Genomic DNA, 17,801 nt, shown 5'->3' on the forward strand with positions numbered 1-17,801 from the left:
TACAAAAAGCTGTCATTACCGAGCAGGCGGGAATCCAGGTAGCACATGCATATATCTTAAATTTATGCGTGTATGTCGCGTTTGAGTTCAGTGCCAAAATCAGCTTTTTTGAAATGCGCGCCAGATACTCTTTGCTGGCCCAAGAGTACCCAGAAATACCTCTGATTCTCTATTGTGGTCCGGGCCGGTTGTAGGCGCTCCCGGCGCCGACAACCTAAAAATTCGTCCTGAATTTTTCCCTGGAGTTGCGTGAGAAGTTAGTAAACTTATTTTTGGACAATTCCGAGTTGCACCTATTCTAATTTAATAATGCATAAATTAACTGAGGTGTGTCAGCTCACTTATTTGAGCCTTCAATATCACTGGAGCAGTTCACCCTTTAGCAAATCTTAATTATGGATATTGTGTAAGAAATATTATACCTACAATCAAGCGACGAAATTGGATAGCTCCTAGCTTTTAATTAGTAAAAAACGGGTTATCTGTAATTAGGGTAAAGTATCTGAATTCCGTAAAAACAATGCCTCTATATCTTTCGAATAACTCAGTAGCTGCTCATCAGCGCCATTCACCATGTTCAGCATAATGCCACCTATTACTTCACCATAATTATAAGGTAACGAAATACTGCACCCATTGAGTACGTTCGATAACGAAGTATTTCTTAGGCAGAGCAGGTTGATTCGATCATACTCGCTGTCTTGCTCTACAACCGAAAACAATGGTGCTTGGCATGCAACCGTAGGTAATAGAATAATGGTATTAGAATAAACACGCTCATACTCAGCTATCAAAGCTTGCCTTGCCGCGCAGGTCTGTTCAAATTCATCGTCGCTTACCTCAAGGCCTCGCTGGATTCTAGATCGCACCCTTGGATCAAGCTGATCACTGTTCAAATCAAAGTAATCCGCGTAGTGCTTTCGGCTCTCTACTGAAGAGAAGTGCCATACTGGCAGCTGCTTATACTGTTCAAACAGATCGACATGTTGATGAATCACACGATATCCTGCCGCTTCTATTTTTGCCACTGCCTTGTCAAACAGTGTCTGGATTTGAGGGTCGATATCATCAAATCCAAAATTAAGCGGAATAAGAAAATCAGCGTGTTTTGCTTGCTCCGTACATTTCATGTCGCTTGAAGCCGTTTGCTCTGATAACACTTCCCACGCTAATCGACAGTCTGCAACACTCTTCGCAATGGGGCCCACGCTATCTAAAGAGTCAGATAACGGTAAACACCCTATTCGAGAAACAGACGACTGCGAAGGTTTATACCCCGTTAACCCACAAAATGCCGCTGGTATTCTCAGTGATCCTCCCGTGTCAGTGCCTAACGCAATATCCGCATATCCTTTTGCCACAGAGACTGCGCCGCCACTCGTTGAACCGCCTGGAATAGCTCCTTTAACCAATGGGTTTTCTGGTGTTCCAAAGTGAGGGTTCAGTCCCAATCCTGAGTACGCGAGCTCCGTCATGTTGGTATGCCCAACACACTGCGCGCCAGCCTCTTTCAGTAACTGTACCGCTTTGGCATCTTCACTAGCACTTTGACGTCCAAGAAGCTGCCCACCACCTGTTGTTGTGTATCCTTGAACATCAAACGTCGCTTTGATTGAAACACGTTTTCCACTCAATACCCCTTGGCTAGGTGAAGGAACTTCCTCAAATAGCTGGGTAAAGATAGGGCTGGTTTTAACCGCTTCCAAATATAAACGTGGGCGTGAAATCTGCTTAGCTTCACGTTCATTCAAAACGACATTATTCATTTGAATTCCTCAAGTTATTAACAATACCAACTACCTAACGAGTGGCAGATTAAGCGACAACCGCTAATTCAACCGTTACATAATAAGCTGTCAGGCTTCGCTGCAATACGGGATCGAACGCTTCCATTTTGAACTTTGCGGTCCTTCTTACACCACCAATAGCCGGAAACGTCCCACAAAGCATGGCGCTATTTTCTGCGAGGTCGGCCTTATCAATTAACTCTTCTAAAGGTCGAATTTGCTTAAGTGTGCCCTGCTGATACTTGCTCCACCCATTCCCTTCATCAAGCCAAGAGGTTAATTGAATTTGCTCTAAGTGATCTTGAATCTCGCTCAATGGCCATAGCTCTGAAGATACTGGCTTTGGACACACCTGTTTGGAGTGCGCCACTGAGAACGCTTCAAGTTCTCGATCAGTGTGATCGGAAGCGATACCAAACCAATATTGGTTATCAGCTCGAATAATGATCGGCTCTACTTCACCTGACGTGCCTTTGCTCAGCACTTGAATCTCTTTGGTCTGAGTCATCATCTGATCCGCTACTTCATAAAACAGAGGCACCGTCGATGGCGGAGCAACGCCAATTTCAGCGAGCTCATCAATATGCGCTTGAACCGCGCTTTTATCTCTTCCCGTCCAGCCTGCAACAATCAGTTTGTTAATCTGAAACTCTTTATATTTACCATTTACTAAAAACTTCATGTGATCCCTTAAAAGTTGGTAGGCAAGTAAAGCGCGATGGATGGGAACGCGATAAGTAGAACCACCATCAGAACCATGATAAGTACATAAGGCAGGCTTCCGATGATAACGTCACTCATTTTCCCTTTCTTACGAGCTGAGTTAACGACATAGAGGTTAAGCCCAACTGGCGGTGTAATCAGTGCCATTTCAACCAATACGATCATCAAGATACCGAACCAAATCTTGTCATAACCGAGCTGAACAATGATCGGCACAACGATTGGAATCGTCGCTACCATTAAAGACAGCGTTTCAATGAAGAAGCCTAATATTACGTACATCGCTACGATGATTAGCAAAGTCGTAATTGGATTTAGCCCAAACCCTTCAATAGTGTCTTGAAGCACTCGACCAACCCCAGCCGCCGTCATGGCAAAATTGAGAACATACGCCCCCATTACCACCAACATAATCATTGAGGTAATGCGTATCGTGCCTTGCAGTGCATCGGCCACCATGGATTTGGAGAACGAACGATTGGCCACCGCGATGAGCATTGAGAAAACCACCCCGACCGCCGCAGCCTCAGTGGGCGTGGCCCACCCGGCATAGATCGAACCGACAATGCTAAAGAGCAGAACCAATATTGGTATAAGGTCATTGAGCGACTCTACTTTCTCTTTCCATGAATAGAATTGTCTTGGACCACCTAAGCTCGGCTTCACCGTACACAGGAGCATCGTCGCTAGCATGAACAGCAATGCCATGCCTAAACCTGGAACAATACCAGCCAAGAACAACTGAGGAATTGAGCTTTCCGTTAAGAATCCATAAACGATTAAGTTAATAGAAGGAGGGATCATGATCCCCAAAGTACCACCAGCTGCAATGGAGCCTGCAAACAACTTTTGGTCATAGCCTAACTTTTCAGCATGAGGCGTTGCCACTGTCGCGACTGTTGCTGCTGTAGCGACTGAAGAACCCGACGTTGCCGAGAACATAGTGGAAGTCGCGATATTGGCGTGAATCAAACCACCTGGTAACCAAGCGACCCACTTATTGAGCGCCATGTAGGTTTTAGCGGCGACACCACTTCGCAATAAGATTTCACCAATTAAGACAAACAGAGGAATGGCGATCAGCGTGGCATGATTTGAAGAAGACCATAGCACTTGCCCTAACCCTTTCATTAGCGGGAAAAAGCTGTAGAACTGATCAATTCCGAACGCCAGTAGAAAGAGCGCAATACCGACTGGCACAGTGAGCGCCAATAAACTAAAAAGACCCGTTGCGGTAAATAGAATCATGCTTCAGACCTCACTCCAATGCTGTTATCTATCTCTTTGGTACGTTGTGTAAAAAACAGATAAACTCCTGCAATGAACAATGTAGTTGCTGATATCGCAAACCATACCCAACCAGCGAACCAGATTGTCTGAGGGATGATGAGCGGAATTTCTAATGCCGTATTAGATAACGCTCCGCTATTCATGCTTTTTTCAACAACCGTGATGGCTTTCATCGCTATGTAGATAGAGACAAAAGAGACCGCAGCAATAGAGACCAAATCCAACAAACTACGTATGCGTTCGCTGCTTTTTTTCCTCAATATATCGATACGAATGTGGGCAAGATTGAGCAGCCCATAACTAACGCCCCAACTGGTGATTGAAGCCATAAGATAACCGGATATTTCTTCTGAGCCCGAGAATGGCACCGAAAATGCGCGGAACAGTATCTCCGCACAAATTAGGGCGACACCACCTAACAAAGCAATACCGGCAACAACAGCAACCCAGTCATTAAGACGCTTTAGTCCAATGACTATCCTATTCATCGTGCTTAACCTTTATCAGCTGATAAACCTACAACCTTACCAATAGAGTCATTCCATGTTTGTGTCCATTTATCACCAGCGCGTCTTGACCAGTCTGGAAGGACGGTATTTTCAACGATTTGACGTGCCTTAGCTTTATCTTCTTCACTTGGTTCTACTAGAGTAAGCGAACGTGTTTCGCCTTTGCTACAAGCACCATTGCCCGTTAAACACGCGATGTTCTCTTTGATTGTTGCCTGTGCTTCTTGCCACACTGGCTGCTCAAATTTCGCCTCAATGGTTTCGCTTAAGAAAGTTTGCTGCTCTTGGCTAAGTGAATTCCATTTATCCATATTGATTGCAGTCACAACTGGGTCCCAACCGCCAATCGGCAATGTGTACAGGTGCGAGCTCACTTCCCACCAACCTGCGCTATAGCCTGAACCAGCGCCAGTGACAGCACAATCAATCAAGCCTTTTTGCAATGCTCCTGGTACTTCACCAAAGCTTATATTGACGCTTTGTGCACCCAGAGCTTCAAGGAATTTCGCTGTCATGCGTCCAGACGCTCTGATTTTTTTCCCTGCGAGGTCATCCAATGAATTTACTTCAACCTTACAGAAAACCACTTGAGGTGGATAAGGCGAGATAGTCAGAACTTTTGAGTTAAAGGTAGATTCGTAGATGGCATCAACCATAGGTCTACCGGCATCAACCACTTGCCTAAACTCATCAACCGTTGTCGCAATGAGTGGCACATCCAGTGACTCAAGTGCAGGAGAGTCAGAAACCGCGTAATCTGCAACGGTCATTCCCACGTTAAACACGCCATCACCCAACATTCGATAGACGTCACCACTACCGATACCCATTTGATCGTGTGTGGTCATTTGTACTCGAAACGCATTGCCGCTTTCTGATGGTAGCGTTTCTGTCCAGAATGGTTTTTCGAATTGTTTGTTCAGAGGCAGGCTGCTCCAACTTCCTACTACAGAAAGTGTTTCAGAAGCGAAAGCTTGGTTTGCTACACACAATGAAGTGATCGCCAACGCAAGTGTTTTGAAAGATTGTGGTTTTGACATAATTTGATTCCCTTCTTACGACCACCATTTAAATGTGAATGGTCTGTGGATTACAATTCCCTTTCATTTTTATCATCTTCTTAACAACCGATAGTGTCCAATTATCATTTTCTTGATGAACCGATAAAAATAATTTATCGACTAACCCACGAGAAATCCGCGAGATACGTCCTGACATAAAGTGGATACTGACCCATTACTGATACGATGCTGACTCTCGATACTATGATTTGCCACAGGCTTAATACAGCAAAAAGCCACCCAAAAAGTTGGATGGCTTTCGCTATGTTTGTTTTCATGACACCCGTCACCTCTATCGTTTATGTAACTTCGACGCAACATATTGACGGTATATGAACCTATACGTCGTCAACCAATACAGACCATAATAATTAACTGCTCTCCTCAACTTCTATTTTGGAATGATTGGCTTTACCGACGTAGCTTTGGAAAAATTGTTGCTCAATGGCTCGGTCAGCTTCCGCTTGGTATAGGTCTTTTTCAACAAACTGTATCTTGGCTCCTGGTAAGCACTGAGCCAACTGACTTAAGCCTTTCGACGTGACGCAGCCTATTTTTGGGTACCCTCCAATAGTCTGCCGATCTCTCAGTAGAATAATGGGCTGACCATCGGCAGGAATCTGAATCGCGCCTAACGCTATTCCTTCAGACACCAATGTCTTTCTTTGGCATGAAATGGGTTCTCCTGCGAGGCGACAGCCCATACGGTCCATTTTTGGCGTTACCGTATAAGTGGAGCTAAAAAAGCGTTCACGCTGCTCCACAGTGAAGTCCTGATACTGATAGCTAGGAATCACTTCAAGAGTGACGGTTTGGTCATAACTGGGAATAAAATGCGGGGGTACCCGCTTCACGAGTTCTGGTTTCCCAACCGAATAACGAACAAGGTCTCTCGCTTCGAGTTTACTTCCTGATCCCTGTAGCCCACCGAGAGCATCACGCATGACGGTCGCACTGCTGTTCAGTGGCGTGGGTACCTGAAAGCCACCTTTTACAGCTAAGTAACTCCGCATCCCCGACTTAGCGGTACTTAAAGTTAACCTGTCACCTTGCTTAACAAGATACGATTGCCACGGGGTAATCGCTTGGTCGTTTAACTTTGCTCCCATGTCGGCCCCAGTTATTGCGATTGTCGTCTTCGCATAGAACTCGCAGCTAAACTGCCCCATGGTCACTTCAATTTGGGTGGCATTGCACTCATTGCTCAGCAATCGATTCGCCCAGAGAAACGCATGTTCATCCATAGGCCCCCCAGTGCTAACACCTATCGATTGATGGCCATACCGCCCGAGGTCTTGCAACAAACTTAGTGGTCCAGGCGTTAATATTCGTAACGTCATGCCACCTCTCTTTGCTCGGAAAGCGCTTCAGGCAGAAGCACACCACCCATTTTAAGAAATGTCGCTTTATCAATACGAGTAAAAGTCACCTGAGCACCCATTTCAAACACAGTAAGATTCTCACGTTCGAAATCAATCAAACTCACTGGTGTTCTTCCGATGATCTGCCACCCTCCCGGAGACTGCTTGGGGTAAATCGCTGTTTGCCTATCAGCAATGGCAAGGCTCCCAGCCGGTACTTTTAACCTTGGAGTTTGCTTGCGTGGAATCTCAATGCGGCTATCTGTATTGCCTAGATACGCAAAGCCAGGTGCAAAACCAATCGCATACACGCGATATGTTGTCGAGGCGTGAATGTTGATGACTTCCTCAAACGTTAGCCCCGTATGTTCACAAATTTCGTCAGCATCCAATGCCACTTCTTCACCATAGTAAACGGGTAACTCAATGGTTTTTGCCTCAAGCTTACGGCTAATTTTTTTAGCGCGAGACAAGGTATGCTGTAACCGTTGTGTAAACTCTCGAAGACCAATAGAAACTAGGTCAAAGCTAACCAAAATAGAGGTGTAAGACGGAATAATATCAACCACATGTTCTTTTAATTGCGATTGGATCACTGGAACCGCAGAGGCAATTTCTCCCGCGGTTTCCGGAGTGACTACATCAGAAAAATAGATGATGACGCTGTTTTCATTAACGGCAGATATCTTCATTGGCTTTTCAACCTCTCGTAAAGCAGAGCTGCAGTTGGAAGTGATAAAGGACCATCGCCATGAATGCACAGTGTGTCTGCGTGAATCGCCACTTTATTCCCTGACAGCGTGGTGACCGAGCCCTCTTCGATAATTTGAAGTGCCTGCTTCTCTATCTCTTCTATGGTGTTGTAACTTGAACCAGCAACGGTTCTAGGGGTTAATCGTCCGTCATCACCATAAGCCCGATCAACAAACGCTTCGAACCAAAGTTCAATGCCATAACTTCCTGCAATATCCGCATAATGATGATGATCCGGCACAGCCATCACCACCAAAGGCAGGTTTGCATCGTAGTCTTTGAGCGCAGACAGTAGTGTTCGAAAAACTTCATCGTCTTTCATCATAGTGTTGTAAAGTGCACCATGTGGTTTTACATACCCTATTGCCATTGATTCGCTTTGGCACAGCCCGGCTAGCGAACCGAGTTGATAGATAAAAAAGGCCGCGAGTTCTTGATTGTCCATAGCAATGAACCTGCGACCAAAACCTTGTAGATCTGGATACCCCGGATGCGCTCCTATTGTTACTCCATGCTGCTTAGCCTGTTGAACGGTTCGTTGCATGACTGCGGGATCAGAGGCATGCATGCCACAGGCGATATTCGCCATATCCAGATAAGGCATCACCTGCTCGTCATTGCCCAATTGCCACAAACCAAAACTTTCACCCATATCGCAATTAATCTTCATCGCCTTCTCCTTAGCGTCTCTACAGGAACGCAAATTCGCTGTTCAGCCTGTCAGTGATCAACATCTTGCCAGGCGCATGAGTAATGCAAAATGGTGGCTTACTGACTCGCATAACGTTTTGAGGTGTGACGCCGCACGCCCAAAACACTGGCACTTCCTCGGGCTTAATTTCTACCGCATCACCATAATTAGGAGAATTGATATCGGAGATCCCGATAGCAGATGGATTTCCAAAGTGAACAGGCGCACCGTGAGCTTTGGGAAAACGAGTCGTGACTTGAACTGCACGAATCGCATCGGAAGGGACAAATGGACGCATTGATACCACCATGTTGCCTTTAAATCGACCTGCCGGCTGGCAAGCTATGTTGGTATCGTACATCGACACGTTGCAGTTCTGTTCGATGTTACGAACCTGCAAGCCAGTTTGGATCATCGCGTCTTCAAACGAGAACGAACAACCCAACACGAATATCACCAGATCATCACGCCAATGTTCATTCAAATCCGATACGCTGCATTCATACTCGCCATCATAAAAAACCTGATACTCAGGCACGTCGCGGCTTATATCGATATCCAAGCCGATTTCACCCAAATGTTTTTGGCCTGGCTCTGTCATGCCGATCAAAGGGCAAGCGACGGGATTTCGTTGGCAGAACAAAAGAAATTCATTGGCCCATGCCTCAGGGAGAATCACTAGATTGGCTTGCAAATAAGCTTTGGCAAGACCGCTCGTTGGCCCTGTATAGCTATTATCTCGAATGCGTCGGCGCAGTTCGGAGAGAGGTAATTGAGATAGAGATTGAGACACTTGACCGCTCCTTGGTAATGATTTAGTTAACACCAAGTAACAATACGGCTTATTCACATCATGTCTATTTGCGAATTTTTAGGTATATTGATAAAAAAAATTTATCTCCATAAAGATCCACAGTGATAATTACCTTAAAGGAATAAGGACATCTCCATGCTGAATCTAAAACAACTTGAAACCTTTGTCTGGATCGCGAACCTAGGCAGCTTCCGTCTCGCAGCTGAGCACCTATGTACGACTCAACCTGCGATTTCCACTCGTATTTCCAACCTTGAACAGACCTTCAATACGCCACTGTTTAATCGAGATAAAGGAACGATAACGCTCACTGCAAAAGGGCGCGAGCTGCTTCCTTTAGCAGAGAATATACTCAGCAGTGCAACCCAATTGTGCTATCAAGCCAATTCCGCTTCGGCACTTTCAGGGCTATTACGAATTGGAGTATCTGAAACCATAGTGCATACGTGGCTGCCCCAATTTCTTGCATCGATTAATGAAACCTACCCTGAAGTAGAGATAGAGCTAACCGTTGATGTAACCGTTAGCTTGAGCAAGGAATTATTGGCGCACAATATCGACATTGCCATTTTACTTGGTCCAGTCTCTGAGCCTTCGGTTATCAACCAAGTCATATGTGAATACCCGCTTTATTGGGTCGCTAGCCCAAGCCTTGGACTAAAAGGAGTGAGTTCAACGGAAGACTTTACTCAATGGCCGATGATCACCTACGCGAGAAACTCAGTTCCGTATCATGAAATTCATCGCTATTTATCGAAACCAACAGGGAAGCCCGTGCGTTTTTATTCGGTTAGTTCGTTATCGGCGAGCGTAAAAATGGTGGAGAGCGGTGTTGGCGTGGCAACACTACCGAAAGAAGTGATTCAGCAACAGCTTAACGATGGACAACTTTCTATCATCGAAGCGGAGTGGACACCAAAACCGTTAACTTTCACGATTTCACACATCACGACCCCTGATAACCTACTTATCGAAAAAGTCGTAAATCTAGCGTTCGAAATTGTAGACTTGAAAGCTGCTAAGAACGAGTGACTTAATCCTTGTTATGCTACTTAAAGGAGATAATATATTCGGATTAGCATAACTCAGTCAAATAGCGAGGCTTGAAATCAAGTTTAACCCTACTCTAGCTCATTTCGGGGCAAAACTAAGTTAGGAGAAACAGCAAGTGAAGATGCGCTTCAGGGCAGAAGTGTCATTGATTTACGTAATGAAGTGACGATGTCAGCTGATGCTGCAAAGTATGTCAGGAATCAGGGAAATTATGCAGGCTTATGGTGAAAACTACAACAACGCCAGATGGGTGGAGACCCCCACCAGCCACATCCCGGCACACACGTCGCTCGCTGCGGCTGCTCCCTTCCAGGCCTGACCGGGTTCACGAGTTAGTGTTGCGGGAGGACCAATGGGGCCTCCATAGATTTGTTATCTCAGCACAGGCGCTTGGCTTGTTGTGAGAACGGGAGGGATTATCCATGAACCCCGAAGTCATTGCAAGGTAAAGACAAAGACTCTGCTGCTGACTGCTGGATTATTACCCAGAACCGCACTATGACTCAGGTTTCCTCCGCTTCGGCCATGAGGTATTCCCCCAGAATTGCGCTGCCCAGCACCATCAGCCAGGATACCAGCACCGGGTTAGGCACCTCAAACTCAGGCAAAAGTACCACGGTGGCAAAGGCAATCGCGGGTAAGATCCAACTGAGCCGGGTCACCCAAACCTGCTGCTGAATCTGGCATAAGGTCTGAAAGGCCATGATCAGGCCAATGATGCAAAGCACAATCAGTGCCGAGGGAGCCAGCCCCCCAGCCAAAGCGGCAACGCAAATAATAAGGGCCAGCCGTAATTTCCCGGCACCGGACGCCAGAAGCGGCCAGCGCACCAAATCATGCCAACAGCCAGTACTTGCAGTAAGGTATCCGACACATGGCCACTAAGTTTTCCTTCGCTCTGCAAGGCCAGTAATCCGGCATCCATTGCAACCACGACGGCAAACAACAGCGCCCCAACCTGCCAGTTCGCTTTCGATGAAAAGCTGACGGAGAAAACAGGAAACATCATCAGCAGGCTGACGGATAACGCCAGCGGTTGCTGGGGCAAGACTGCACAGTAAAGGCCCACGCCGCCTAACAGCAGCACCGCAGAAAGTCCGCCTTGCGGCAGCAACCAGAGTGCGGGCATGGCGACCGCCAGCACAGGAAGATCGTCCGTTGTGATGCCCAGCGTGCACACACCGATCACCGTCAGGAATACACTCATGAATGTGAGTGTGATGGCATTCAGCAATTGTACCTCCTTGCACAAACCAACCCCATGATTTGCCGTATTTCAGGTTGTTTTACAAAACCAGCCCGATATCCTTATCTGAGCCTTGTTCAATCAACCCTTTTATCAACTATGGACGACTTTGAAAACCAAATCTACAGCCAGATTGCGCAAATCCCTATCGGAAAAGTCTCAACTTATGGCGATATTGCCCGATTTGCGGGTTTCCCTGGTTATGCCCGTCACGTCGGGCGGCTGTTAGGCCAGTTACCGGAAGGCTCTACACTGCCCTGGTTCCGGGTGATCAACAGTCAGGGAAAAATCTCTCAGCAGGGAGATGACTTCCTGCGCCAGCGGCAAAGCCTGATCGCGGATGGTATCGAGGTGTCTGCCACGGGCAGAATTTCTTTGAAGCGGTATCGCTGGGATGGATTTCCGGTTGGATAGTGCAATAAGCCCGATAATCGCCGGGATTTGGTAGGAAAGAAAGACGAAGGCGGAGACACAGTGACGTTCAAGGCGTGCCATGCAAAAGCAATGCTATGAAATAGTGCCGCGCATCGCTGACATGCCGTACCCTGTGGATTCCCGCCTGCGCGGGAATGACTCTAAGGGGTTAATTTTAAATGAAATTCCCATCCCAGCGATTGCCTGTGTCTTGATCATGAATATGTGTTCAAGACACAGGTCATCGCTGGGCTTTCAGGATACTTCAAAAAATTACTGGCTGGCGCGAATCAGCATCAGATCCAGTTGGGTGGTTTTCGCCGGGTCTGTAATCACATGGTTCGCTGTATCTGTGATAAACATCAGCTGACCATTCACTTCAATCCGGGCACTCACCGCATACGTGTGCGAAGGCTTCACTTCATCTTCCAGATACTGAAGTGTGAACGTGAAAGGGACTTGCTTGCCACCGGCCAGAAAAGATTGGCGGCTGATCACTTCAGCAGGTGCATCCATCAGGGAAACATCGGATAAAGTCACGGTAATCAACGCTTCATCCGGCAGCGCAATACGCTCACGATAGGCCAGCGAGCCTTCGACTTTCCCGACACCGGTTTCTTTCGTCATCATATTCGTACAAGCTGAAATCACCATTGCTGTCACCAAAATTGACAGCAGTGCAAACATTTTCTTCATAGACGCCCCCTTATTGTCCTCCGCAAGTCGATGATTCTAACGCTTCTTAATCTTGCGTCTTGTGTTTCTGATCAACTGATTGTAAAAAATTAATTAATGATAGCATTGTAACTGGAGCGCCAATGAGCAAAGAACTGAACGAACTTCTCAATCTGTTACACCTGGAACAACTGGAACAAGGTTTGTTCCGGGGTCAGAGTGAACATCTTGGTTTACCCCAGGTTTATGGGGGCCAGGTCATCGGTCAGTCCTTGTCTGCAGCCAAAGAAACGGTTCCGGAACAGCGCTTTGTCCATTCCTTCCACAGCTATTTTCTTTTGCCGGGCGATCCGCAAAAACCCATCATTTACGATGTTGAGAATCTACGCGACGGTAAAAGTTTCAGTACCCGCCGGGTTCAGGCCATCCAGAATGGCCGCCCGATTTTTTACCTGACGGCTTCCTATCAAGGTCTGGAAGATGGTTTTCACCATCAGAGCCAGATGCCAGCCGATGTGCCCCAACCTGAAACGCTCAAATCTGAGCAGGACCATGTGAAAGCACTCGCCGACCAGTTGCCGGGTAAATTTGTCGAAACTTTTGGCCGTGACCGTCCGATTGAAGTTCGTCCTGTGACTGTCATCAATCCGCTCCGTCCTCAATCACAGGCGGCCAAACAATACCTTTGGATAAAAGCAAATGGTGAAATGTTGAACGATCCACGCATTCACCAGTATGTGTTGGCCTATGCCTCCGACTGGGGATTCTTAGTGACTGCGCTTCAACCCCATGGCGTGACCCTGCTGACCCCGAAAATGCAGGTCGCAACCATCGATCATTCCATGTGGTTCCACCGTCCGTTCCGCATGGACGACTGGCTGCTCTACGCCATCGACAGTCCGTCAGCCAGTGGCTCACGCGGGCTGGTTCGCGGCGAAATTTACAATCGTCAGGGTGAATTGGTGGCAACCGCAGTGCAGGAAGGTTTGATGCGTCAGCGCAGCTAAATTAGCAAAGCGCTCACTGACAACAAAGCTCCCGTGATACGGACAGTTTATCTGTATCACGGGAGCCATTTATAGGGAAAGCCTGGTACTTTTTTGTCAGGTCAGAGTCAATTTTCTACGGTTTCTGCAGAAGCTTCTTCCAGTTGATGTAAATGCTCACTCGCCTGCTGCAACTGATACATTTGCCAGTACTGTTTTCGTTCCGCCAGCAAACTGACATGCGTGCCCCGTTCAATGATGTCGCCATGATGCAGCACAACAATTTCATCGGCGTCCATGATGGTCGATAAACGGTGTGCAATCACCACGATACTCATATTCTGACGCAGTACAGCCAAGGCATGCTGAATCTTCTGCTCAGTCCCGGAATCAATATTGGCGGTCGCCTCATCCAGAATCAGTAACTTTGGCTGCTCCACCAGCACCCGGGCCAGAGCCAGCAACTGCTTCTGCCCGGCTGAGAGATTCACTTCCCCGCTGCCCAGCAAAGTCTCCAGCCCCTGTTCATACAAACGCACCTGTGCCGCCAGACCAACCGTATCCAGCGCCTGCCAGATCGCGTTATCGCTGACGGAACGGCCAAGGCTGACATTCTCCCGCACGGTATCGCTCAGAATATGCGGATCCTGCTGCACCATGGCGATCCCCTGACGCAGAACAGGCTGACTCAGGCTTTCCAGCGGACGGCCATCCAGCTCGACTCTCCCTTCTGAACTGGGATAAAAGCCCATCATCAGAGAAGCCAGCGTACTTTTACCACTGCCAGTATGGCCCACCAGTGCCAGAAAACCCTGATGCGGCAATTCCAGATTGATTTGATTCAGCACCTTTTGCTTGCCGTCATAGCTGAAACTCAGATCGCGGCAGGCCATCCGGCCTGTGGTGAGCGATCGGGTATCTTCGCCATAGCACTGCTGACGGGAGTCAATCAGCGCAAAAATCCGCTCACTCGCGACCAGCGCCTGCTGCAGCAAAGACAGTTGTTGCGTCATCTCAATCAGCGGCTCTGTCACCCGGCCTAGATAACTCAGAAAAGCGTATAACACCCCCACGCCAATCAGCTCGGTGCCGCTGAACCCGAACAACGCAACCAGGGTCAGCAACGCAATGCCAGACAGTAAATCAATCAATGGGCGCAATAACATGCTGTTGAGTTTCATGACGCCGATTTGCGATTTCAGATGCTGATCCGTCAATTCTGCAAAGCGGGCCTTGAAAGCCGCTTCCTGACGCATCAGTTGCACCAGACTCATCCCCTGAATCGATTCACTCATCGAGGCATTGATATCCGCCAGCAGATCCCGCATCCGGCGGTACATCCCCGCACTTTTCCGCTGATAGACCACCATGACCCCCACCACAATGGGCAACAAAGCCATGACCACCAGCGTCAACCGCCAGCTGATGATGGTCATCACCGTCAGCATCACCAAAATCAGGGTGATGTTCTTCAGAAATGTCGCAATCACAAACACATAAAAGTCTTTGATGGATTCCGTATCATTGGTCAGCCTTGAAATCAGCTTGCCGCTCGGGATGTAATCAAAAGCCGACAGCGGCTGATTCATCACCCGGTGAAACAGCTGCTTGCGCACTTTCTGCACCACATCAATCGCCAGCCGGTTGAAACGCAGTGCCTGCGCATACTTAAACAGTCCGGCCAGAATCATCAGGCCGATATAAGCTGCCACCAGAACCGCAACTTCCGTCGCCGGAAAGCGATCCTGCGTAATATTCGTATCAATAAAGTGCTGAATCAGCCACGGGCCGGATACATCAGCCAGTGAGGCAATCAGCAAAAGTCCAATCGCGACCGACAGATTGCGTTTATCTTCCAGCGCGTAGTTCAGCAGCCGTTTCAGCACTGCCCGGTTGACGGCCTGCTCCTTCATTTGCCCTCCTCAATGGCTTGTTCCAGCTTCTGATAGCGATACATTTCGGCATACCAGTCATCGTTTTCCAGCAACTGGCCGTGCATGCCGCGTTCACGAATCTCGCCATGCTGCAGCACAACGATTTCGTCGGCCTGCTCCAGCGCCGTCAGGCGATGCGCAATCACGATGACTGTTTGCCGCTGCGGCTGCATGCGAAGATTGTGCAGGATCCGGTGCTCAGTTTTTCCATCAACCGCAGAGAGCGCATCATCCAGCACCAGAATTTCAGCCTCCAGTAACAGGGCGCGGGCAATGGCGATCCGCTGTTTCTGGCCGCCGGATAAAGTAATCCCTTTTTCGCCCACCAGCGTGTCATAACCGTCCGGAAACAGCAGAATATCTTCATCGATACAGGCCATGGCGGCGGCGTTTCGAATGGCGTCCATGCTGGCGTCCGGTTTGCCGAGTGCAATGTTCTCTGCAATGGAACGTGAAAACAGAAACGGACTTTGGCTCACCACCGCAAAGCGGCTTCGCCATTCATCCAGCACGGCTTCCCGGATCCCGACTTCGCCGTAGGTGATTCGGCCCTGTTCCAATTCCTGCTGACGCAGTAACAAAGTCAGTAGCGTCGATTTTCCACAGCCGACCGGGCCAGCCAGCCCCAGCATGTGGCCAGCAGGTAAGTCGATCTGAATGTCTTGTAAAGCCGCCTGTTGCTGGCGCGGCCAGTGGAAGGCATCAATGTCAATCCGGAGCTGTTGCCGTACTCCGGGCAGAACCGTTTCACCGCTGACGATTGCCGGTTCCTGACTGAAGATTTCCTGCAACCGCTTCCAGGCCGCCGAGCCCCGCTCCAGAATATTGAACAGCCAGGCCACAGCCAGCATCGGCCAGATCATCAAGCCCTGATAAAGCGTGAATGCGGTCAGATCCCCCAGCGATAACTCACCGGTATGGATCAGATAGGCACCGCCACCAACGCTGAGAAAAAACGACATGCCGATAGTCAGCTGAATCACGGGATCGAACTTGGCATCAACCTTCACGACTTCGAAGTTCTTATCGCCAGTCTGATCCACAACCCGTTCGAAGGCCGCCTGCTGACGTTGTTCCAACCCGAAAGCCCGAATCATCCGCACCCCGTTCAGGGCTTCCTGTGTGGTATCCGTCAGGGTGGAAAACGCCGCCTGGGATTCCCCAAACCGGTGATGCAGCTGTCGTCCGAACCGGGAAACCAGCACCGCCATCACCGGCATCGGCAGCAAAGCCAGAATCGTCAGTTGCCAGCTCAGTTGCGTGGTCATAATCAGCAACACGGCCAGACCCGTAATCAGCGAATCCGCTGCGGTCAGCACCCCTTCGCCTGCCGTCATCACCACAGCATTCACATCATTGGTGGAACGTGCCATCAGATCGCCGGTTTTATGGCGTTCGAAAAACTGAGGCGCCTGACGGCTGAAATGCTGATACAACTTGTCCCGAAGTACAGTGCCCAGCTTTGCCGCACTGCCAAACAGCCATAAACGCCAGACAATTCGCAGCAGATAAACCACGGTCCACATCGCAGCCAGACCCACCAGCCACATCAGCATCGCCTGAACGGTGATACTTCCATCGACAACACCATCAACAATCCAGCCCACGGCGCGTGGGGGAATCAATTCAAAAATCGCAATCACAACAAAAATGGCGATCGCACCGCCATACTTTCGCCACTCTTGCCGGAAATACCATCTGAGTTGCCAAAAAACCTGCATTTTTCCTCCAGCAAAACATGGCCTGTACCCGCATTGCGGGTACGAAGCGAGATATCAATCACGTCGGAGATCGGGGGAGAGAAATCATCACGTCACGTTTGCGTGACAATATGACAACATATTCGCAAAAACAGAGGGCATCCATCAACCCATAAATCAGGTGAAAACGGATTACAGCAGGTGATGCTGTTGATAATGAGCGCCGTGAAAAGATATTTGTTTTTATACAGTGCTTTAACAGCATCGCGCAGCGATTTATAACGGCAATGCCGTCGTATACTTCAGGGGCTCCATGGCAAAGGTCGATGTCACATTGGTGAGACCGCTGATGCTGTTCACCAGCTTCTTATAGAAAGCATCAAAGGCAGACATATCCGCCACCTGTACCTTCATCATGTAATCGTATTCGCCGGCCATCCGGTAGAATTCCATCACTTCCGGAAATTCACTCGCAGTCACAACAAATCGGTTATACCATTCATGAGAGTGATCACTGGTTTTGATCTGAACAAAAGCAATAAAAGACAGCCCCAGTTTAACCGGATCCAGCAGGGCAACACGGCGTTTGAGAATCCCGGCCTCTTCCAGTCGCTTCAGTCGCTTCCAGCAGGGTGTAGTCGTCAGATTCACAGCGTCTGCCAGATCATTCAATGACAGGCTGGCATCCATTTGCAGCAGATCCAAGAGCAATCTGTCCGTCGCATCAATCTCGGCCAATGTTTTTCTCCCATATCATTTATTAAAGAAAATTTTTCTACAAAATGCTTAAAACACAGTAATAAT

At 48.4% G+C, this 17,801-nt stretch carries 18 protein-coding genes and 1 other RNA gene; 3 read left to right on the forward strand and 16 right to left on the reverse strand.

Translation table 11 applies throughout. The features are described from left to right. Window positions 1-488 precede the first annotated feature (488 nt). The 9 genes from KDD30_RS10690 to KDD30_RS10730 form a co-directional block, all read right to left on the reverse strand. A complete protein-coding gene (locus KDD30_RS10690) occupies window positions 489-1,766 on the reverse strand; it encodes an amidase family protein (RefSeq protein ID WP_211645866.1) in 1,278 nt (425 codons plus the stop codon). A 49-nt stretch (window positions 1,767-1,815) separates the two neighbouring features. After that, window positions 1,816-2,469: a DUF2848 domain-containing protein gene (locus KDD30_RS10695; RefSeq protein WP_211645867.1), complete on the reverse strand. Its 654-nt coding sequence runs from the start codon at window positions 2,467-2,469 to the stop codon at window positions 1,816-1,818. An 8-nt stretch (window positions 2,470-2,477) separates the two neighbouring features. After that, on the reverse strand, window positions 2,478-3,758 hold the full coding sequence (locus KDD30_RS10700) for a TRAP transporter large permease (protein WP_211645868.1): 1,281 nt from the start codon (window positions 3,756-3,758) through the stop codon (window positions 2,478-2,480). Further along, entirely contained in the window at window positions 3,755-4,288 is a 534-nt protein-coding gene (locus KDD30_RS10705; protein WP_211645869.1) for a TRAP transporter small permease subunit, read from the reverse strand. The genes KDD30_RS10700 and KDD30_RS10705 overlap by 4 nt, the downstream gene beginning before the upstream one ends. 5 nt (window positions 4,289-4,293) lie before the next feature. Further along, entirely contained in the window at window positions 4,294-5,349 is a 1,056-nt protein-coding gene (locus KDD30_RS10710) for a TRAP transporter substrate-binding protein (protein ID WP_211645870.1), read from the reverse strand. Window positions 5,350-5,741: 392 nt separating this feature from the next. Next, window positions 5,742-6,710 (reverse strand): biotin-dependent carboxyltransferase family protein, encoded by a 969-nt coding sequence (locus KDD30_RS10715; RefSeq protein WP_211645871.1) that lies wholly within the window; start codon window positions 6,708-6,710, stop codon window positions 5,742-5,744. Next, window positions 6,707-7,423 (reverse strand): 5-oxoprolinase subunit PxpB, encoded by a 717-nt coding sequence (gene pxpB / locus KDD30_RS10720; protein WP_211645872.1) that lies wholly within the window; start codon window positions 7,421-7,423, stop codon window positions 6,707-6,709. The genes KDD30_RS10715 and pxpB overlap by 4 nt, the downstream gene beginning before the upstream one ends. After that, on the reverse strand, window positions 7,420-8,154 hold the full coding sequence (locus tag KDD30_RS10725) for a 5-oxoprolinase subunit PxpA (RefSeq protein ID WP_211645873.1): 735 nt from the start codon (window positions 8,152-8,154) through the stop codon (window positions 7,420-7,422). The genes pxpB and KDD30_RS10725 overlap by 4 nt, the downstream gene beginning before the upstream one ends. A 19-nt stretch (window positions 8,155-8,173) precedes the next feature. Continuing rightward, entirely contained in the window at window positions 8,174-8,968 is a 795-nt protein-coding gene (locus KDD30_RS10730) for a putative hydro-lyase (protein ID WP_211645874.1), read from the reverse strand. A 156-nt stretch (window positions 8,969-9,124) separates the two neighbouring features. Here KDD30_RS10730 and KDD30_RS10735 point away from each other — a divergent pair, with 156 nt between their 5' ends. Further along, the gene (locus tag KDD30_RS10735; protein WP_211645875.1) at window positions 9,125-10,021 is read left to right on the forward strand and encodes a LysR family transcriptional regulator; all 897 of its coding nucleotides are present in this window, start codon (window positions 9,125-9,127) and stop codon (window positions 10,019-10,021) included. 279 nt (window positions 10,022-10,300) lie between these two features. On the opposite strand, the gene ffs is transcribed toward KDD30_RS10735, so the two are convergent. From ffs to KDD30_RS10745, 3 genes are all read right to left on the reverse strand, one after another. Continuing rightward, window positions 10,301-10,397, reverse strand: an RNA gene (ffs, locus tag KDD30_RS10740) — signal recognition particle sRNA small type. A gap of 148 nt (window positions 10,398-10,545) precedes the next feature. Next, complete coding sequence (locus tag KDD30_RS24535; protein ID WP_249199125.1) at window positions 10,546-10,746, reverse strand: hypothetical protein; 201 nt, start codon at window positions 10,744-10,746, stop codon at window positions 10,546-10,548. A gap of 26 nt (window positions 10,747-10,772) precedes the next feature. After that, complete coding sequence (locus KDD30_RS10745) at window positions 10,773-11,276, reverse strand: hypothetical protein (protein WP_249199126.1); 504 nt, start codon at window positions 11,274-11,276, stop codon at window positions 10,773-10,775. Window positions 11,277-11,387: 111 nt separating this feature from the next. Here KDD30_RS10745 and KDD30_RS10750 point away from each other — a divergent pair, with 111 nt between their 5' ends. Further along, the gene (locus KDD30_RS10750; RefSeq protein ID WP_211645876.1) at window positions 11,388-11,702 is read left to right on the forward strand and encodes an MGMT family protein; all 315 of its coding nucleotides are present in this window, start codon (window positions 11,388-11,390) and stop codon (window positions 11,700-11,702) included. A 273-nt stretch (window positions 11,703-11,975) separates the two neighbouring features. Here KDD30_RS10750 and KDD30_RS10755 read toward each other — a convergent pair whose 3' ends face one another. Next, window positions 11,976-12,398 (reverse strand): YbaY family lipoprotein, encoded by a 423-nt coding sequence (locus KDD30_RS10755; protein WP_211645877.1) that lies wholly within the window; start codon window positions 12,396-12,398, stop codon window positions 11,976-11,978. Window positions 12,399-12,520: 122 nt separating this feature from the next. Here KDD30_RS10755 and tesB point away from each other — a divergent pair, with 122 nt between their 5' ends. Further along, window positions 12,521-13,384 carry an acyl-CoA thioesterase II gene (gene tesB / locus KDD30_RS10760; RefSeq protein ID WP_211645878.1) on the forward strand — a complete coding sequence of 288 codons (864 nt, stop codon included), beginning with the start codon at window positions 12,521-12,523 and terminating at the stop codon, window positions 13,382-13,384. A 107-nt stretch (window positions 13,385-13,491) separates the two neighbouring features. Here the strand turns inward: tesB and KDD30_RS10765 are convergent, their stop codons facing one another. The 3 genes from KDD30_RS10765 to KDD30_RS10775 form a co-directional block, all read right to left on the reverse strand. Next, on the reverse strand, window positions 13,492-15,276 hold the full coding sequence (locus KDD30_RS10765; protein WP_211645879.1) for a SmdB family multidrug efflux ABC transporter permease/ATP-binding protein: 1,785 nt from the start codon (window positions 15,274-15,276) through the stop codon (window positions 13,492-13,494). Continuing rightward, window positions 15,273-17,018, reverse strand: a complete 1,746-nt coding sequence (locus KDD30_RS10770) for an ABC transporter transmembrane domain-containing protein (protein WP_211645880.1) — start codon at window positions 17,016-17,018, stop codon at window positions 15,273-15,275. Before KDD30_RS10770 ends, KDD30_RS10765 begins: the two co-directional genes overlap by 4 nt. A gap of 255 nt (window positions 17,019-17,273) precedes the next feature. Continuing rightward, the gene (locus KDD30_RS10775; RefSeq protein WP_211645881.1) at window positions 17,274-17,735 is read right to left on the reverse strand and encodes an Lrp/AsnC family transcriptional regulator; all 462 of its coding nucleotides are present in this window, start codon (window positions 17,733-17,735) and stop codon (window positions 17,274-17,276) included. Window positions 17,736-17,801 lie beyond the last annotated feature (66 nt).

Origin of the sequence: Photobacterium sp. GJ3 (genome assembly GCF_018199995.1) — a bacterium.
Taxonomy (GTDB): Bacteria; Pseudomonadota; Gammaproteobacteria; order Enterobacterales; family Vibrionaceae; genus Photobacterium.